16 protein-coding genes, 1 tRNA gene and 1 pseudogene are annotated in these 17,467 nt (G+C 44.6%); 9 read left to right on the top strand and 9 right to left on the bottom strand.

Annotation, left to right across the window (positions count from 1 at the left end; all coding sequences use genetic code 11):
• Window position 1: 1 nt before the first annotated feature.
• Both mnmM and HUG15_RS18765 read right to left on the bottom strand, forming a co-directional pair.
• Window positions 2-574 carry a tRNA 5-(aminomethyl)-2-thiouridylate-methyltransferase MnmM gene (gene mnmM, locus HUG15_RS18770; protein WP_200124704.1) on the bottom strand — a complete coding sequence of 191 codons (573 nt, stop codon included), beginning with the start codon at window positions 572-574 and terminating at the stop codon, window positions 2-4.
• 28 nt (window positions 575-602) lie between these two features.
• Window positions 603-2,083: pseudogene (locus HUG15_RS18765) on the bottom strand (L-lactate permease).
• Window positions 2,084-2,180: 97 nt separating this feature from the next.
• Here HUG15_RS18765 and HUG15_RS18760 point away from each other — a divergent pair.
• A complete protein-coding gene (locus tag HUG15_RS18760) occupies window positions 2,181-3,482 on the top strand; it encodes a pyrimidine-nucleoside phosphorylase (RefSeq protein ID WP_200124702.1) in 1,302 nt (433 codons plus the stop codon).
• A 410-nt stretch (window positions 3,483-3,892) separates the two neighbouring features.
• Entirely contained in the window at window positions 3,893-6,319 is a 2,427-nt protein-coding gene (gene leuS, locus HUG15_RS18755) for a leucine--tRNA ligase (RefSeq protein ID WP_200124700.1), read from the top strand.
• A gap of 527 nt (window positions 6,320-6,846) precedes the next feature.
• Here the strand turns inward: leuS and HUG15_RS18750 are convergent.
• Window positions 6,847-7,710, bottom strand: coding sequence for an AraC family transcriptional regulator (locus HUG15_RS18750; protein ID WP_200124698.1), 864 nt, complete (start codon window positions 7,708-7,710; stop codon window positions 6,847-6,849).
• Between the two features lie 136 nt (window positions 7,711-7,846).
• Window positions 7,847-9,133, bottom strand: coding sequence for a BaiN/RdsA family NAD(P)/FAD-dependent oxidoreductase (locus HUG15_RS18745; protein ID WP_200124696.1), 1,287 nt, complete (start codon window positions 9,131-9,133; stop codon window positions 7,847-7,849).
• A 158-nt stretch (window positions 9,134-9,291) separates the two neighbouring features.
• Here HUG15_RS18745 and HUG15_RS18740 point away from each other — a divergent pair.
• Window positions 9,292-9,384 (top strand) — tRNA-Ser (locus HUG15_RS18740).
• 137 nt (window positions 9,385-9,521) lie between these two features.
• On the opposite strand, the gene HUG15_RS18735 is transcribed toward HUG15_RS18740, so the two are convergent.
• The 4 genes from HUG15_RS18735 to HUG15_RS18720 form a co-directional block, all read right to left on the bottom strand.
• Window positions 9,522-9,713 (bottom strand): hypothetical protein, encoded by a 192-nt coding sequence (locus tag HUG15_RS18735; protein ID WP_200124694.1) that lies wholly within the window; start codon window positions 9,711-9,713, stop codon window positions 9,522-9,524.
• Between the two features lie 302 nt (window positions 9,714-10,015).
• Window positions 10,016-10,999: a ring-cleaving dioxygenase gene (locus HUG15_RS18730; RefSeq protein ID WP_200124692.1), complete on the bottom strand. Its 984-nt coding sequence runs from the start codon at window positions 10,997-10,999 to the stop codon at window positions 10,016-10,018.
• Window positions 11,000-11,043: 44 nt separating this feature from the next.
• On the bottom strand, window positions 11,044-11,439 hold the full coding sequence (gene spxA, locus HUG15_RS18725; protein WP_200124690.1) for a transcriptional regulator SpxA: 396 nt from the start codon (window positions 11,437-11,439) through the stop codon (window positions 11,044-11,046).
• Between the two features lie 75 nt (window positions 11,440-11,514).
• Window positions 11,515-11,940, bottom strand: a complete 426-nt coding sequence (locus HUG15_RS18720; protein WP_200124688.1) for a MarR family winged helix-turn-helix transcriptional regulator — start codon at window positions 11,938-11,940, stop codon at window positions 11,515-11,517.
• Between the two features lie 177 nt (window positions 11,941-12,117).
• Here HUG15_RS18720 and HUG15_RS18715 point away from each other — a divergent pair, with 177 nt between their 5' ends.
• Window positions 12,118-13,044, top strand: coding sequence for an alpha/beta fold hydrolase (locus HUG15_RS18715; protein WP_200124686.1), 927 nt, complete (start codon window positions 12,118-12,120; stop codon window positions 13,042-13,044).
• Between the two features lie 45 nt (window positions 13,045-13,089).
• Here HUG15_RS18715 and HUG15_RS18710 read toward each other — a convergent pair whose 3' ends face one another.
• On the bottom strand, window positions 13,090-14,559 hold the full coding sequence (locus tag HUG15_RS18710; RefSeq protein ID WP_200124684.1) for a methyl-accepting chemotaxis protein: 1,470 nt from the start codon (window positions 14,557-14,559) through the stop codon (window positions 13,090-13,092).
• A 135-nt stretch (window positions 14,560-14,694) separates the two neighbouring features.
• On the opposite strand from HUG15_RS18710, the gene HUG15_RS18705 reads away from it, so the two are divergent.
• From HUG15_RS18705 to HUG15_RS18680, 5 genes are all read left to right on the top strand, one after another.
• A complete protein-coding gene (locus tag HUG15_RS18705; RefSeq protein WP_200124682.1) occupies window positions 14,695-15,468 on the top strand; it encodes an ABC transporter ATP-binding protein in 774 nt (257 codons plus the stop codon).
• On the top strand, window positions 15,468-16,079 hold the full coding sequence (locus tag HUG15_RS18700; protein WP_200124680.1) for an ABC-2 transporter permease: 612 nt from the start codon (window positions 15,468-15,470) through the stop codon (window positions 16,077-16,079). The genes HUG15_RS18705 and HUG15_RS18700 overlap by 1 nt, the downstream gene beginning before the upstream one ends.
• A gap of 15 nt (window positions 16,080-16,094) precedes the next feature.
• A complete protein-coding gene (locus HUG15_RS18695) occupies window positions 16,095-16,502 on the top strand; it encodes a secondary thiamine-phosphate synthase enzyme YjbQ (protein ID WP_200124678.1) in 408 nt (135 codons plus the stop codon).
• Window positions 16,503-16,576: 74 nt separating this feature from the next.
• On the top strand, window positions 16,577-16,918 hold the full coding sequence (locus HUG15_RS22745; RefSeq protein ID WP_211202266.1) for a hypothetical protein: 342 nt from the start codon (window positions 16,577-16,579) through the stop codon (window positions 16,916-16,918).
• An 18-nt stretch (window positions 16,919-16,936) separates the two neighbouring features.
• Window positions 16,937-17,389, top strand: a complete 453-nt coding sequence (locus HUG15_RS18680; RefSeq protein ID WP_200124672.1) for a DUF6884 domain-containing protein — start codon at window positions 16,937-16,939, stop codon at window positions 17,387-17,389.
• Window positions 17,390-17,467 lie beyond the last annotated feature (78 nt).

Here is a 17,467-nt window from a genome sequence, read left to right as displayed (position 1 = left end):
CTTATAGTTTTTCCAGTGCAAGCAAGAACGGTGGGTGATTGTTGCGATTGCTGAATTCATAACGCGCGACCAGTACTTTATCCTGGTCGAGGGAGGATGTAAAAGAAAGAAGGGCATCGCGTTCTTTTTTTCCTTCTTCGTGTCCGTGATAGATGACGAGCGCGATCAACCCTTTGCTCGGCATGATGTTAAGTAATTGGTTGATGGCAGTGATCGTTGATTCACTGTTTGTTGTGAGGCTTTTGTCGCTGCCGGGCAAGTAGCCGAGATTGAAAATGGCTGCTTTCGGGGCGGCATAACCCTTGCGCTTTAAAGTTTCTTCGATAGAAGCATGGCTATCTTCAATCAATTCCACGTTCGTATCAAGTTGTTCATTTTTTAGCCGATTCCGCGTGTTTTGGATCGCTTTATATTGAATGTCGAAGCCAACGACGCACCCGAAAGCGCCTACTTGATTCGCAAGAAAGACGGTGTCGTGCCCGTTTCCCGTCGTCGCATCTACTACTGTGTCTCCGCGTGTGACCGTTTTTTCCAACAAATGATGGGCAAACGGAATGACGCCATATAAGGCCATTGTACAAGAACACCTCTCGATTCATATTTTAAAGCATCCAAAACCAACCGGCAATCATCATCATAATCATCAGCACAGCGCCGAGTACAATAAAAAGCATGTTTTTTAATAAACGCCCTCTTGTGAGCCGATATGACATAGTGATGCACCTAACATCACCCGCGAAGGTGATGCCATGGTGGCATGGGAAGCACCCGTGTTTTGTGCATAAGCCAATAATTCAGGGGGCATGGTGAGCTGATGGGCTGTCTGCACCTGGAGGTTAATGAACATTGCATTCGCACCTGTGTTGCTCCCTGTAAGAAAACCACCCAATGCGCCGATGAAAGGGGAAATAAAAACAAAACCACTGCCTAATAGGCTTGCGGTGATCGTTGCTATAAGTATCGTCATCCCGGAAGCAGCCATTATTTCGGACATGGCGACGAAAGCGGATGTTGTGATGGCAAAAGGGATCCATTGTTGTAAAGTTGCCTTAAAAGCGTGCTTGATGACATTTTTGTTGATTTTAAAAATCATGATGGTGAATACACAAGCAACAAATAACCAAAAGCCCGGCGAGTAAACGAGACCTAACGAAAAATCGTATGCGGGCAATTCAAGGGCGAAATGCGATGTTAGAAATTGTTCCGCCGGAGGCACCAATCGGGTTACCATAATTAAAGCAGTTAATAAAAGATAAGGGCTGACTGCTTTTAAAATGTTTATGGATTTCGGCGCCCCGTCGGTCGCTGCTTGATTTTTAGCTTTTATTTTAATGACGGCAAACCCTATTCCTATCGTGATTAAAGAAGCTAACACCCCTGCCAACTCAACACTAACATAAGCGTTAAAAAGTAAAATCGACGTGCTGAACGTTAAAAGTAACAAGGCTGTTTCCTTCCATTTTTTCCTAACAGCTTTCCGGCCGCCGGCAATATAGACGGCAATAATGGTGAAGTAAATGAATATCGGGATGCTAATGATTGCGCTGCCCAAGCCCAAATTTTGAAGGGGAATATTGCCTGTTTCGGCTCCGATGATCGTTCCGGTAGCGAGAGCGCCCCAAGGCACGGCAAGCAAGCTGACAAGTCCAATCAAAGCTGCTTTTACCCGGGTAAATCCTAATGCGATCAAGATGGGTGCGACCACTAAAAAAGCTGTGCCGAATCCACTCGTTGATTCTATTAAAGGAGAAAAACCAACGACCAATAGGAGCATCTGCATGATCTTGTCATCGGTTGACCGCGAGATGAAATCCGCAATATGGTCAATCGCCCCTGCTTTGTTCATAAGATGAAAAAGGAAAATTCCAAAAAATAAAACATAAGCGGCAATGAATGAAATCAGCAGCCCTTTGGTCGAAGCATGGAAAACCCCTTCAAAATCCAACGAAAATGAAGAAGTCAAGACGGTGATTAAAACGGCGACACCATACGCAAATAAACCTGCACGCAAAGAGGATTGCTTAAATATAAATAATAAAATAAAAATCCCAAGGATAGGCGCGATAGCAAATAGGAATTCCACTCGTTTCACCTCGATGGCAAAGGTTAAATGATATACGGTATAATCGTAATACGCACCATAGTGAAAGGCAAGTCAATCCATCCAGGAGGCAATACGTATGCGAATGGTAGATCTAATTGCAAAAAAAAGAGACGGCGAAACACTGTCTACAAAACAAATTGAGGATTTCGTCCAGGCATATACAGCAGGTCAGATTCCTGACTATCAGGCATCTGCGTTTGCTATGGCGGTTTATTTTCAAGGCATGGACGAGCAAGAAAGCGCAGCGCTCACGAAAGCGATGGCAGCATCCGGCGACCAATTGGATCTGTCCCGAATTGCCGGAACGAAAGTGGATAAGCATTCGACTGGCGGGGTTGGAGACAAAACGACGTTCATTCTGTCGCCTATCGTTGCTGCGGCAGGCGTTCCCGTGGCAAAATTATCCGGGCGCGGATTGGGCCACACGGGCGGAACTATCGATAAGTTGGAGGCTTTCCCGGGTTTTGAGACGGAATTGGATGAAGATACGTTTATTAATCTTGTAAACAAACATAAAATAGCGATTGCCGGGCAATCGGGAAATCTGACGCCGGCAGATAAAAAATTGTATGCGCTTCGTGACGTGACCGCCACCGTAAATGCAATGCCGTTGATTGCAAGTTCGATCATGAGTAAAAAAATCGCTGCCGGTTCCGACGCGATTGTGTTGGACGTGAAAGTCGGAAGCGGAGCTTTTATGACGAACCTGCCGGCTGCAAAAGAGCTGGCGCAAACGATGGTGAATATCGGAAATGAATTGGATCGGAGAACGGTTGCCGTCATTTCCGATATGGATCAACCGCTTGGGCGCATGGTCGGCAACACGTTGGAAGTGAAAGAAGCCATTGACGTTTTGCAAGGGAAGGGGCCGGAAGATATTCACCGATTGAGCGTTCGATTGGCCGCGCACATGCTCGTCCTCGGAGGGAAGGCAAAAGATGTTGAAACGGGAGAAGTGTTGGCAAACGATTTGATTCGGGATGGACGTGCGCTAAATGTATTTCGGGATTTTATCGCAAATCAAGGGGCCGATTCATCCCTCGTGGATCATCCTGAACGTCTCGTGCAGGCAAGTAACACCGTGACGGTAGAGGCACCGGCCTCAGGATATATCTCAAGCATTGACGCGACAGACATCGGCCGAGCGGCAAGCATGTTGGGAGCAGGACGAATGACAAAAGAAGACAGCATCGACCATGCCGTCGGTGTAGAAATGAAAGCGAAAGTCGGGGAATGGGTGGAAAAAGGGGATGCCCTCGTTGACTTGCATGCGAACCGTGATGACGTGACAGAAGTTGCATCGATCATAAAAGAGAGCTATCAAATTAGTGATCACGCACCGGAGAACCGCCCGCTTATTTTTCAGGAAATGCTATGATGGACGTCAGGCATGGTGCCCCAAATGGGTTGATGACTCCGAGATCGGTCACCATGAGCGCTTCATGGTGACTGAAAAGCGTCGTCGAGCCGAAGAATGATCACCATGAGCCCTCTATGGCGACCGAAAAACGCTGTCGGCTCTCAAATTAGGTACCATGAGCCTTTCATGGTGACCGAAAAGCGTTTCCGGAATTAAGATCGGTCGCCATGGGTGTTCTGCATCCTCAGACATCAGCGCTAAATCCCCCCAAATCTTGACAACACCAGCGTTCATGCCTACAATGGCAGTATCAAGAAGTACGGGAACATAGTGTATCAATGTTGCGAAACGAGAAAGTGATACATACGTGCGATGATCCCGTCCCTGATGAGGGGCGGGTTTCATTTTTCATGAAGGAGGCGGTCGGAATGGCTTTTGCTCATAAAGAAATAGAAAAAAAGTGGCAGAATTTCTGGGAAAAAAACAAAACGTTTCGGACAGACGGCGATGATCACTCAAAGCCTAAATTTTACGTGTTGGATATGTTTCCTTATCCATCCGGAGAAGGATTGCATGTCGGCCATCCGGAAGGGTATACAGCGACGGATATTTTGGCTCGTATGAAACGAATGCAAGGGTATCATGTCTTGCACCCGATGGGCTGGGATGCTTTCGGTTTGCCAGCTGAACAGTATGCCCTCGATACGAATAATCATCCCGGTTTTTTTACGGAAGAAAACATAAAGAATTTCCGTCGCCAAATTAAGGCGTTGGGTTTCTCCATCGATTGGGACCGGGAGATCGATACAACGGATCCCAATTATTACAAATGGACCCAGTGGATTTTTTTACAGCTGTATAAACACGGGCTAGCGTATATCGATGAAGTGCCGGTTAACTGGTGCCCGGCGCTCGGAACAGTGCTCGCGAACGAAGAAGTCATTGACGGTGTAAGCGAGCGGGGCGGGCATCCGGTCGAACGCCGACCAATGAAGCAGTGGATGTTAAACATCACCGCCTATGCCGATCGCCTTTTAGATGATTTGGAAGAGATTGATTGGCCGGAAAGTATTAAAGAAATGCAACGCAATTGGATCGGGAGATCCGAAGGGGCGGACGTCACGTTTACGGTTGCCGATAAAGACAAGGAACCCATTCGCGTATTTACAACCCGCCCCGATACATTGTTCGGTACCACGTATATGGTGTTGGCACCGGAGCATGAATTGGTGGATAAAATAACGACAGCGGATCAGCGCGAGGATGTAGAAGCATACAAAAAAGCCGTTTCCTTGAAAAGCGATTTGGAACGGACGGAATTGACAAAAGAAAAAAGCGGCGTATTTACAGGCGCGTACGCGACCAATCCGGTGAACGGAGAGGAGATTCCGGTATGGATCGCGGACTACGTGCTCATCACCTATGGGACGGGGGCCGTCATGGCCGTGCCCGCTCATGACGAACGAGATTATGAATTCGCCCGTGCGTATGATCTTCCGATTCGGGAAGTCGTGACCGGCGGCAATATTGAAGAAGAAGCATACATCGGCGACGGTCCTCATGTTAATTCTGATTTTCTCAATGGGCTGAATAAAGAGGATGCCATAAAAGAAATCATTACCTGGTTGGAGGATCGGGGTGTAGGCCGCAAACAAACAAGCTATCGGCTACGTGACTGGCTGTTCAGTCGCCAACGCTATTGGGGTGAGCCGATTCCGATCATTCATTGGGAAGACGGCTCCATGTCCGCTGTCGATGAAAATGAACTTCCATTGGTACTCCCTGATTTGGATGAATTTAAGCCACCCGGAAACGGGGAGTCTCCACTCGCGAATTCGACGGAGTGGTTGGAAGTGACCGATCCGAAAACGGGAATGAAAGGGCGTCGCGAGACGAATACGATGCCGCAATGGGCAGGTAGCTGCTGGTATTTCTTACGTTTCATTGATCCTCATAACGACGATGCTTTTGCCGACTACCAGAAATTAGATTATTGGCTCCCGGTCGATATGTACGTCGGTGGTGCCGAACACGCAGTGCTTCATTTGTTGTACGCCCGATTCTGGCATAAATTTTTATACGATATTGGTGTCGTGCCGACAAACGAACCGTTTCAACGTTTGTATAATCCGGGAATGATTCTCGGGGAAAACAATGAAAAAATGAGCAAATCAAAAGGGAACGTCGTTAACCCGGACGATATTCTTGACAGTCACGGTGCGGATACTTTACGCATGTACGAAATGTTCATGGGACCGCTTGATGCTGCAGTCGCTTGGTCCGAAACCGGTCTGGACGGGTCCCGGCGCTTTCTCGATCGCGTATGGCGACTTTTCGTCTCGGAAGATGGAGGGCTGGCTTCTGTTGTTACAGATGAGGCGGGAGACGACCATACTCTTTGGTCCGTTTACCATCAAACTGTTAAAAAAGTAAGCGATGATTTTGAACATATGCGCTTTAATACCGGCATCAGCCAATTGATGGTTTTCATCAACGCCTGCTATAAGGAAGAAACCATTCCGCGTGGAGCGATGGAAGGTTTTGTGAAATTGCTCTCTCCACTCGCGCCCCATGTGACGGAAGAATTATGGTCGATGCTTGGGCACACAGCATCGATCACGTATGAACAATGGCCAACTTATGATGAATCCTACCTTGTCGAAGATGAGGTTGAAATCGTCTTGCAAGTAAACGGAAAAGTTCGTTCGAAAGTGCACATGTCAAAAGAAGCAACAAAAGAAGAAATGGAAGAAATTGCACTGGCGGATGAAAAAGTCGCCTCCAATATCGAGGGGAAAACTATTCGTAAAGTAATCGCAGTGCCGGGGAAACTGGTCAATATCGTAGCGAATTAGAAAAACGAGCGAGAGGCAGCAGCTTCTCGCTCGTTTTTTGATTAGCTGAAGGGAAAAGAAGGCGAATGAAGCCCTAACTGAAGAGCGCGGAAGCCGTTAAGTCGCCAACGGAAGCGAATGAAGCCCTAACTGAAGAACAGGGGAGCCGTTAGGTCGCCAACGGAGAGGAATGGAGCCCTAACTGGAGAACGGGGGAGTCGTTAGGTCGTCAAACGGAAGACATTTACTTTTAATGATCTGTTTTTACAGCCAAAGCGTAATTTTAGACAGTATGACGCCCTTTATATGACCCTTTTGTAGAGGGGCAATAAAGATGTTTCTTTCATGGTGGTTTGAAAAGGCTCTTATGTAATATTAATTAATGTGACTGGTCCAATAACTTAAAAAGAGCAACGCAGATTTATAAGCGTTGCTCTTCAAAGGTTTTCAGTTCTGTGTCTTTACGTTGGTATCTTATGCTATTTTTGGTCACTCTCAAAGAGTGACAGTGAAATATAAAGTTACGCCGAATTCATTGATTGCTGTTTTTATTTCTTCCGCACAGGAAGCCAAACTTCACTATAGGCGTAGTCTTTTTTATGCTGATTCATTTTAGTAAAAGAAAAAGCAGGGGCATTGATGACTTCATAATCAGAAGAAGGAAGCCATTCTGAATAGGTTTTTGCCATTGTTTCTTGTAACATAGATGGAAATGGGCCTTCATTCGGAAATATTGCCCAAGTATAGGCTTCAACAGGCACTACGTCTAATAGATCGCTGACTTGATTTTTAGTCGTTAACACACCTATCAAATGAGTTAAATCCCCTTCTTCTTTCACGAAATTAGAGTCAGCATCATAAGAAGCATTAACAATTTCATAAGGCTCTATATTTTGAAGTGAATGCATTTCTTCTCTTTGTTCATCTGTTATGCTTTCTGCAAGCTTTTCTATCTCCTGATTAACACCTTCAAATTGCATGGGAACACGCTTGCTTACACCGACTAAATTAAATGCTGGTTTGTTTTCAATTCTGAATTCCATACTGGTCCCCCCTTTAACAGTTATGATGAATGAAAGCTTGGGATACGATTTGCTTATGCCTTTTTTTATTGCGTCTGAGGGTAAAAATCCACTCCAATTTTTAAATGCTCTTGTAAAGCCGTCTACTGACTGATAGCCATATTTGAAGGCAACATCTGTTACTGTCTCCCCATTCAATAAATTCTTATTGGCTTCCGATAGTTTCCTGTTTCTTATATATTCACTTAGCGTCAGCCCTGAAAGATAAAAGAATATCTTTCTAAAGTGATAGTCGGAAACCCCGGCATATTCAGAAATTTTATCAAGAGATAGTTCATCAAGTAAATGCTCTTCTATATAATCAATCACCAAGTTTAATTCTTTTAGCAATGTATCCCTCCTTTCATGTCCACATCATAGCAAAGCAGCTTTAAAAATACTCGACATTTTTAACATAAAAAATATCGAATTGTTAAACTTTATTTAAGCTATACTATATCTGCTAATATTAGAAACGTTCGGGGACCTAAATCGGAGGATGATTGGATGACACACTTTCATAGGCTTCTGCCGCGCTTTTTCCCGCTGTATATCCTGTTGAAAATGCACAGGTAATATTAAAGCCACCTGTATATGCGTGAATATCGAGCACTTCCCCGCAAAAATAAAGCCCCTGTTTTATTTTGGATTGCATCGTTTTCGGTTCGATTTCTTTAACCGAAACGCCGCCACCGGTGACGAATGCTTTTTTCAACGAAAGGGTGCCGTCGGAGGAGAACGTAAACTGTTTCATTTCATTTGCCAGTGTTTGCAGTGTTTCGGTCTGGACATCTTTTAAAGCTGCCGAGGCATCAATATTTACCCGTTCCAATAAAAGAAGGAGGAAACGTTCCGGTACTATCGGAGAAAGGGCATTTTTGCAGGATTTTTCACCGGATGTTTTTTTCAATTTTTGCAGCTGTTGTTCCAACGCCCCGATGTTTTCTCCCGGGTGGAGATCAATGCTTAACGAAACAGGTTTGCCGCTATTTTTCTTTTGTTCTTTTACGATATATTGGCTACAGCGCAAGGCAATGGGTCCGGATATGCCAAAATGCGTAAAAAGCATGTCGCCTTCATGTTTTACGATTGCTTTCTTTTTTTGATTCCAGACGGTCAGTTCAACATCTCGAAGGGATAAGCCTTGCAATGTCCGCTCGCGAATAAAGCGGTCGCTTGAGGTGATGGGAACTTCCGTTGGATAAAGTTCGGTAACGGTATGCCCGGCGTCTCTTGCCCACGGATAAGCATCTCCGGTAGAGCCTGTGTGCGGAACGGAAGTGCCGCCTGTCGCAATGATGACTTGGCCGGCTGTAGCAACGGTGTTATTTTCCAACTTCACCCCTGTCACGCGTTCCTGATCAAAGGCGAGACCGGTGACACGTTGATCGGTGATCGTTTTGACACCTTTAAGGCGAAGTTGGTCGAGCAGTGTTTGTACGACGGTAGCGGCCTTATCATTTACCGGAAACATTCTGCCCATGTCCTCTTCTTTGAGGGCAATGCCTAATCCTTCGAAAAAAGCAATGATATCTTCGTTATTAAAAACGGAAAACGGGCTGTACATAAATTTCCCGTTTCCGGGAATGTAGCGAATCAGTTCCCGTTCATCCATGCGGTTGGTCACATTGCAGCGTCCGCCGCCGGAAATTGCGAGCTTGCGCCCCAACTTATTGCCTTTATCGATTAACGTAACATCCGCGCCATGAGAAGCAGCGGCAACGGCAGCCATTAACCCAGCGGGGCCGCCGCCAACGACGATAACTTTGCCCATGATTATCTCCCTTTATTAAAATGTAGTCAGACGTTATCTTATCACGTGTGGAGGTGTGGAGCGAATCAGGATAAAATGAAGTCCTATTCGGAATTTTAAACGGATCGCTTGAAAAACAACACAATTTCCGTTAGGATATAAAGCTGTACGGCGTTTTTGGAGGAGTACCCAAGTTCGGCTGAAGGGGGTAGACTCGAAATCTACTAGGGGCTTCACGGCCCGCGGGGGTTCGAATCCCTCCTCCTCCGCCATTACAGCAAGATAGTTAATTTGGATATATAAACACTCCCTTATTAAAGGGGTGTTATTTTATTGCATGAAAAACGCATAAAGACAGTGATATTGTTGCTAACCGGATTAAGAATGCATACAAAATATTGATTGACCTTTACATAAAGATGGCAGCCAAAACTACGACGGCAATGATCAAGACGATAGGAACAACAACCGTATACATGATAGTCATTAGTTTAAAGCTGGATTCACTGTTGTAATTATTATCATTACGGCCGATGGCAAGAGTAATTCCTACGATCACACCAGCAGCTAAAAGAATCATTACTATTATCCCTAGATTCATCAAAAACTCTCCTGTCTCGGAATTTGTTACTTCTCTTATTATACTATGAACACTTACGCTTCGCTTCTTTTCCGATCAAAAGTACAGTCTGTGTATATGATAACAAATACAACGATTATATTTTTAAAACAAATTGGTAACATTTGATCCCGGTGAAATGGTGAAGACAAAATTTTGGTATCACTCGTCATTTTGTCATGCATTCATTTTTTCAAAACAACATTTGCTTCGATCTTTTTACTCGAATATGTAAAAAACTCGCTATAAGCACGATAGCGAGTTGCCTTTACCACGACTGGTGATTATTCGTATTCCTTTTCAAATTCCTTCGTGCTTCTCACTGTATCAATGGCTCGGACTTGTTTTTCAATCTCTTTGCGTTCGGATTCGAAGAATGGAGGCAAAGATAACGTTTCCCCAAGTGTTTCGTACGGTTCGTCACCCATGAAGCCAGGGCCATCCGTTGCAAATTCAAACAATATGCGCGGAGCAACATTCGCATACAATGATCCGAAGTAATAACGCTCTACATAACCGGAATTCGACACGTTGAATGACTGCAATTGTTTCATCCATGCATCCAAATGCGCGCGGTCGTTGACACGGAATGCGGTATGATGAACCGTTCCATACCCTTGCCGTGCTTGGGGAAGAATCGCGTTATACTCCACGATGACTTGGGCGCCATTCCCGCCTGCACCTGCTTCAAACAGACGGTAAGAACCTTCTTTGTCTATTTCCTTAAAAAATAAGATTTTCTCCATCATTTCCTTAAAATAATCAACGTTATCCACGCGTACAAAGATTGGGCCCAGCCCTGTAATCGCATATTCCAAAGGGATCGGTCCCTTTTGCCACGAGGTGCCGGAAGCGACTCCTTGATTATTTTCATCAGAAATTAACTGATATTGTTGATCGTCAAAATCGACAAACGAAAGCGTCTTTTTCCCGAATTGCTCTTTAATGCCTTTGTGTTTGACTTCCAAACGGTCAAAACGTTTCACCCAATAGTCCCAAGCCTCGTCACTCGGCACACGGAAGGACGTTTTTGCAATCTCATTCGTACCGTGCACACCTTTTGGAATGCCTGGGAAGTCAAAGAACGTCATATCCGTCCCCGGGTTTCCTTCGTCATCTGCAAAAAATAAGTGATAGGTTTGAATGTCATCCTGGTTTACCGTTTTTTTGACTAAGCGCATGCCCAATACATACGTAAAAAAGTCATAAATTTTCTCGGCGCTGCTCGTGATGGCTGTCACGTGATGAATTCCTTTTAAATGTTCCATTATAAAATCCTCCGTTGCTGTTTTTTATCTAAACGATCTCCTTATTAGTTAACGTCGGCCAAAACTTCCTCTAATTGATACTGGCGGACGGTTCTTGGTAGAAACATGCGGATCTCATCTTCGTTATAGCCGACTTGTAGACGCTTTTCATCCACGATGATGGGTCTTTTTAGTATTCCGGGGTTTGCCTGTATGAAACTGAATAGATCACTGATCGGCAATTGCTCAATATTAACATCACTGTTTTGATATTGTTTTGAGCGTTTGGAAATAATCTCATCCGTTCCGTCTTCAGTTAAGCTTAAAATGCTTTTTAATTCGTCCGCAGTTATTGTCTCAGAAAACAAATTCCGTTCTCTAAAAGGAATATCATGCTCTTGCAACCATGCTTTTGCCTTTCTGCAAGATGTGCAACTTGGCGTCGTATAAAGGGTTATCATACAATCGCTCCTTATATTTATTTCATATATCTTCAAATCAAGATAAATATTAAAAAAAAATGAATGATCCGATGTTTATATGTGTTGACCTACTCTTTTTAGCAAATCAATTGCAACTTCAGTTTCTTCTTCAGACCATTCGTTAAAAATGGATTCGATTTTTTGTTCATGATCCGGAAATACTTCGTCCATAAATTGCTGCCCTGATTCTGTAATGGTTGCATACATCACACGACGATCGTCCGTACATGCCCTTCGGTGTAGATATCCTTTCTTTTCAAGCTTATCGACAACATAGGTGATGCTACTGCTTGCAATCAGGACTTGTTTTCCGATTTGTTGTATAGGCTGATCCCCTTTATGATAGAGCAATTCCAAAACAGCAAACTCATTAAGATTTACACCATATCGGGCCACATCTTTTTTGAGCGCATCTTGGATCGATTGTGTCGCCCGGTTTAAAACGGTGAATGCTTTAAGACGATTGTTGGTCTTCGTCATTCGTTTTTTCACCTCCATCTCATAAAGGGGATTTAGTTCAATATCATTTATTCCGAATTAATATTATCTTAACATAAAGATAGTATGACTGCAAGCTAATTTTAGCCCATGCCTGTAAAACTTTAAATTATTTCAGTATAATAATGGATAATTCAAAGAAGGGGCGAAGATATTCTCATGCGAAAAGGGCTACTCATTCTTGTCGCGAGCATTTTTGGGCTTCTGGCCGCGGGAGTTATTTTTCAAAAGGTCGGGCTCCACTTGGATAGAGAGGCGCATTCTCCTGTTGGTTCAATGGTGGAGATCGAGGGAACGGAGCAACATATTACTGTGGAGGGCGAAGGAGAGTCGGTCGTTTTTGTGCCGGGGAGTGGCACTTCTTCTCCTTATGCTGATTGGTTTGAAATCCAACAGGCTTTAACCGATGATGCCAAAACAGTGGTATATGAACGTCCTGGTTATGGTTGGAGCGAACAAACAAAAGCCTCACGTTCGATTGAACAGGTTGTCTCCGAGATGGACGCTGCCTTATCAGGCAGTGAGGCTTCGCCGCCTTATACAATGGTTGCTCATTCCATGGGATCCCTTGATGTCCTTCATTATGCGCAACAACATCCGGAAGCGGTTAACGGCATTGTGCTTGTAGACGGGGCAAGTCCGCAATTTGCGGCTGAAATGTCCGTGCCGAATGTGTTGCCCTTTAGAGGCATGCAGTTTTTGCGGAATACAGGGGTTGTACGCGCTGTTGGATCCATCTATCCAGGGATTTTAGATACAAATGAAAATCTACCGGGTGACGTGCTTGAATTAAATCGCAAGCAAACGATGCAAAACCTCTGGAACAATACCATGTTGGAAGAAAGATCGCGTTTAAACGACAACGGTAATACAGTGCTTAATGGCGGAGAGACAGGGGACATTCCGCTAACGGTTATCACCGGCGGGGAAAACGATATGGAAGGTTGGGGGGAATCACAAAAAGATTTACTTGAATGGTCTACAGAAAGTGAACAAATCATCGTTCCCGATGGCGATCATTTTTTGCACGCCGATCATCCGGAAGTGGTCATTGAGGCAGTCCGTGCGCTTGTTTTGGACGGGTAGCCAAAATAGGCGAACGTTAAGAAGTTCGCCGTGGAAATGTTGTTGTTATTTAGGAGTATTCACCACTAATTCCGATAAGTCTTCATTTAATGCTTCCAATTGCTCAAATTGATCGTTGATTTCGACCATGTATTCGTTTTGTTCTTCGACGCTTGCGAATACTTCTTCGACCATTCCGTGCGAATTTTGGGTGACACCTGCGATGGCAGTGATTTCACCGGTAATTGTTTCAGAAGAATCCTCCAATTTTTTAACGAGGGTTTCAAGCGAACGAGCCGATTCTCTCATAGTCCCCATGTTTTTTACCAATTTCTCTAGGCTTTCTTCACTTTGCTTTGCCATATCAAGGCTTTCATCGATGGCGCTTTTGCTTCGATGCACTTCTTTGGCGACCGTTCCGGACTGTTCTTGAATCCCGTGGATGATATCGGCGATCTTTTTCGTTGATTGTTGGGAATCTACCGCGAGTTTTCGCACTTCGTCAGCGACGACGGCAAAGCCCTTTCCGTGTTCTCCCGCGCGTGCAGCCTCGATGGCCGCGTTCAATGATAACAGGTTCGTTTGCTCGGCAAGCCCATCAACCGTGACAAGAATCGTACCGACATCTTTTGATTTGTTCACTAATTCGTTCATCGTATCAGCGGTGCTTTGAACCATTTTTTGAACTTTGCCCACTTCTATTTTTAACTGCCGCAGCCTTTCATAATCGGCCGTCGCCTCTTTTAAGCTGTCATCCGTTGCAGTCGCCACATTTGTTGTATGGCTTGTCACTTCGTTTACAGTGTGATCTTGACTTTGCATAAGGTCATTCATTTCGCTTACACTGGCCGCCTGATGCTCGGTTCCTTTTGAAACCTCGGTGAATGCTTCCCTTAATTGATTGGATACTTCCTTCATGGAAGAAACGTTTTCATTAACTTTGCGGCTGAATTGTTTGATGGTTGCTTGCGAATGGGAGACTTTTTCAAATAGTTTTTCCAGTTGTTTTTTCCCTTGAAGGGCTTGTTCCGCTTGATTTTCGACGTTTTGCTGCAGTTTTGTTCCAATGGTGGCCTGTCCCATCAATACCAATGTGATTAGAATGACAAATAGATTTAGTGAAATTTGTATATCTGTCCCTAATCCAACAAACATCGATTCATTCAATACAATAAAAAAAACATTTGTTAAAATCAAATTAAGAAAACCGGCTAATGCGATCAATCGATAATTTTGATAAAGTGAAACGATGGCGATGCTTAAAAAGACGATCAGAAAATTGGAGAGCTTTGGTGAGCTAAAACCTAAAACGATCGTTAAAATGGCAAATCCAACGGTGACGATATAAGGAACGACGGGAATGATTTTTTGCATATATGTTAATAAAGTGATTATACCTGCTAAAAAGATTCCTGTTATGGTAAAGATGATAATCGCATCGGTCGGTACGCCACTGACAAAATTGCCGATCAACCCAAGGGCAAATAAAGCCCAAGTCAGTTTCGCCAACATTTTATTTCGTTTATGAAGATTCATATGTGCGTCCCCCGCAATTAAAATCAGGAATTAAATACTATTATTAAGATGTAATTTGATAATTAATGAATATTATACCATGAAAATAGATCTAGTCCATCTTTTTTTCGAAAAATTATTTTTGGAGGTGAACGGATGTCCACGCGTCTTGAATTTAATGAAGTCACAAAGAAAAGGGATCAATTCACGCTGTCGCTGCCCGGGCATGCGATTGAAAAAGGAGAAATTCTCGGCGTCATCGGGAACAACGGCGCAGGGAAGTCGACGATGATTCAACTCGTCCTCGGGTTAATCCGGCCGACAAGTGGCAACATTCATCGGTATACGGACAAGGGGGCGGCGACGTCTATGCAAGAATGGAAGCAAACGGTCGGTTTTGTTTTCGATGATTTATCGGTGTACGACGATATGCACGCGACGAAATTGGCCTCATTTTTAAGCGAGGTTTATACAGGCTGGGATGATACGTATTTTTTTTCATTGCTTGATCAATTTGAGGTTGATAAAAAGAAAAAAGTAAAGACGTTCTCACGTGGCATGCGTATGAAAACAGGCATTGCGACGGCGCTTGCCCATCATCCGGAAATGTTGTTGCTCGATGAACCTACCTCCGGCTTGGACACGAAATCGAGAAAACAAATGATCGCGCTGTTGAATGAGGAAAATAAAAAGCGTGGAACGACGATTATTTTTTCTTCACATATTTTGGCCGATATGGAGCAACTTGCTTCATCGATTTGGTTGATGGACAAAGGAGAGATTCTCGCGCACGGTCTGGTAGAGAAGTTGCGGGAAAATCATGCCGTAGCTGCTGACGGTACGATACATAAAGGAAAGCCTGAAGAAGAAGGGTCGAAGCAAGCCGCCTTGGAGGATTTGCATGATTATTATTTAGGCGGTGATGAGTAATGGCACCTCTTATGAAATTGGATCTGTGGCTATTGCGCTGGGCGATTCTTTTTCTTGTGATCTTTGCGCCGTTCGCGGGGGCTTTATTTTACACAGACTATTCCGTGACCGGCTTTGTGATTATATTTATATTGGCGCTGACGTTGACGCAAACGGATGATAAACATAAAACGAGGAGGTTCATGCTTTCGTTGCCCCTTCCGTTAAAAACGTTTTTTCAAGCACGGGCACTCGTTGTCATGCTCATCGGTGTGATTTGGATCGTGCTTGAAGGATTTGGGAGAATGATCGGTTTCGGAGATGCGGATTTTTCCGAGATCCTTTTCCATGCAAGCGCGCAATTGGCAACGATGTTTGTTCTGACCCCTTCGGTGATTGCCTTGCTCACGTTATTAAAACATCCCGTTATGAAGTGGGGTGTAACCTTTATTTTTTATATGATGGTCGTCATGATCGGCACGATGATGGGGGTGTTTGTCACCGAGATTTTCAATTATATGGAAGCGTTGGGATATGCACTCGCGGGGGTTCTTCTCATCGTAGGCCTCATCACCTTTTGGCTCATTTTGATGCTTGCCAACGCCATACGGTCACGTGTGGATTTGGTATAAGAAGGAGGAATTTATATGAAAATGTTTCAGTACAAAACATCAAAACGGGATGAAATGATCGACATTACCGGAGATATTCAAGATTGGGTAACGAAAGAGGGGTATCGCGATGGCATCGTCACGCTTTTTAATATGCACACGACTGCGGGTTTAACAATTAATGAAAACGCTGACCCCGACGTCAAAACAGACGTTATCCGGCGCCTGGATGAAATCTACCCTTGGAACCACCCTAAAGACCGGCACGGGGAAGGAAATACAGCGGCCCATCTGAAAGCGAGCACCGTGGGGACGAGTGAAACAGTGCTTGTGAAGGACGGAAAATTGATACTCGGAACATGGCAAGGCATTTATTACTGTGAATTCGATGGTCCACGCCCAAATAGAAAAGTGTATGCACGGTTTGAAGGCGAAAAAGCATGACTATTGACCTGAGAAACGAAATAGGAATTTTGGTAAAATGAAAGAATAGCAAAAAGAAAATGGGAGGTTCAGTAATGAGCAGAAGAGGAAGAAGAGGAGGCGGAGGACGCCGTGGCGGTGGCCGTCCGAGAGGAGGAAATACTCGCGGCGGAAGATCACGTGGCTCTGCAAGTGGTTTCTCCGGTCGTGCGACAAGTCGTTCGTCAAGCCGTGCGTCAAATAGTAGCGGCAATGGTAGGGGAGGAACAGGTTCTTTCCTCGGCGGCATGGCATTAGGCTCCATGCTTGGAGGCCGTCGCCGCCGCTATGGCAGAGGTTACCGGGGCGGGTTTGGCGGCGCGGGTTGCGGGGCGATTGGGTGTATGGGTGCAGGAGTGATTTTGCTCGTGATTATTGTACTGTTTTTCTTACTGTAGAAATAGGACGGTGATTTTGTGACAACCCTTGCGATTCTCCCATGCGGGAATAGAAAAATCTGGGACAAAGAAGGGGAGATTGGCCCCGTCTTTGCCCGTGATGCTTACATTGGGACATTTCACCGTCTGTGTCGTGCATACGCAGAGATGTTTCATCCCCAATGGGTGATTTTATCAGCGAAACACGGGTTTTTACAGCTGGAGGACACTGTTCCCGGCCCCTATGACTTATCTTTTAGCCATAAAAGTGATGATATTATTTCAATGAAATGTTTGGCTGAACAAGTACGAAAGAAGCGACTGAACGATTTTCAACACCTCGTCGTCCTTACCGGTAAAAAATACAAACCAATCGTTGAAAAAAGTTTTGGCCCCCATGCCAACATTGAGATGCCGTTACTTGGCAGTCGCGGCATCGGCGAAATGCAGCAAAAGTTAAAGCAAGCGCTCAAAGAGGGGCGACCTTTGTAGTTGTAATAAAAATAAGGCTCCCCCCTTTGAATGCAGACTCCAAGGGGGTTCTTTTCGTGAAAGTAGTAATAGAGGTTG

It is taken from the genome of Salicibibacter cibarius (genome assembly GCF_016495725.1).
Lineage (GTDB): Bacteria > Bacillota > Bacilli > Bacillales > Marinococcaceae > Salicibibacter > Salicibibacter cibarius.
Note: the sequence above shows the minus strand (reverse complement) of the source record. Positions and strands in the feature narration are given on the sequence as shown.

What these genes read in the sequence shown, in the direction of transcription:
- mnmM (WP_200124704.1), bottom strand. Translation starts at nt 574, where the DNA reads ATGGCCTTATATGGCGTCATTCCGTTTGCCCATCATTTGTTGGAAAAA.
- HUG15_RS18760 (WP_200124702.1), top strand. Translation starts at nt 2,181, where the DNA reads ATGCGAATGGTAGATCTAATTGCAAAAAAAAGAGACGGCGAAACACTG.
- leuS (WP_200124700.1), top strand. Translation starts at nt 3,893, where the DNA reads ATGGCTTTTGCTCATAAAGAAATAGAAAAAAAGTGGCAGAATTTCTGG.
- HUG15_RS18745 (WP_200124696.1), bottom strand. Translation starts at nt 9,133, where the DNA reads ATGGGCAAAGTTATCGTCGTTGGCGGCGGCCCCGCTGGGTTAATGGCT.
- HUG15_RS18735 (WP_200124694.1), bottom strand. Translation starts at nt 9,713, where the DNA reads ATGAATCTAGGGATAATAGTAATGATTCTTTTAGCTGCTGGTGTGATC.
- HUG15_RS18730 (WP_200124692.1), bottom strand. Translation starts at nt 10,999, where the DNA reads ATGGAACATTTAAAAGGAATTCATCACGTGACAGCCATCACGAGCAGC.
- spxA (WP_200124690.1), bottom strand. Translation starts at nt 11,439, where the DNA reads ATGATAACCCTTTATACGACGCCAAGTTGCACATCTTGCAGAAAGGCA.
- HUG15_RS18720 (WP_200124688.1), bottom strand. Translation starts at nt 11,940, where the DNA reads ATGACGAAGACCAACAATCGTCTTAAAGCATTCACCGTTTTAAACCGG.
- HUG15_RS18715 (WP_200124686.1), top strand. Translation starts at nt 12,118, where the DNA reads ATGCGAAAAGGGCTACTCATTCTTGTCGCGAGCATTTTTGGGCTTCTG.
- HUG15_RS18710 (WP_200124684.1), bottom strand. Translation starts at nt 14,559, where the DNA reads ATGAATCTTCATAAACGAAATAAAATGTTGGCGAAACTGACTTGGGCT.
- HUG15_RS18705 (WP_200124682.1), top strand. Translation starts at nt 14,695, where the DNA reads ATGTCCACGCGTCTTGAATTTAATGAAGTCACAAAGAAAAGGGATCAA.
- HUG15_RS18700 (WP_200124680.1), top strand. Translation starts at nt 15,468, where the DNA reads ATGGCACCTCTTATGAAATTGGATCTGTGGCTATTGCGCTGGGCGATT.
- HUG15_RS18695 (WP_200124678.1), top strand. Translation starts at nt 16,095, where the DNA reads ATGAAAATGTTTCAGTACAAAACATCAAAACGGGATGAAATGATCGAC.
- HUG15_RS22745 (WP_211202266.1), top strand. Translation starts at nt 16,577, where the DNA reads ATGAGCAGAAGAGGAAGAAGAGGAGGCGGAGGACGCCGTGGCGGTGGC.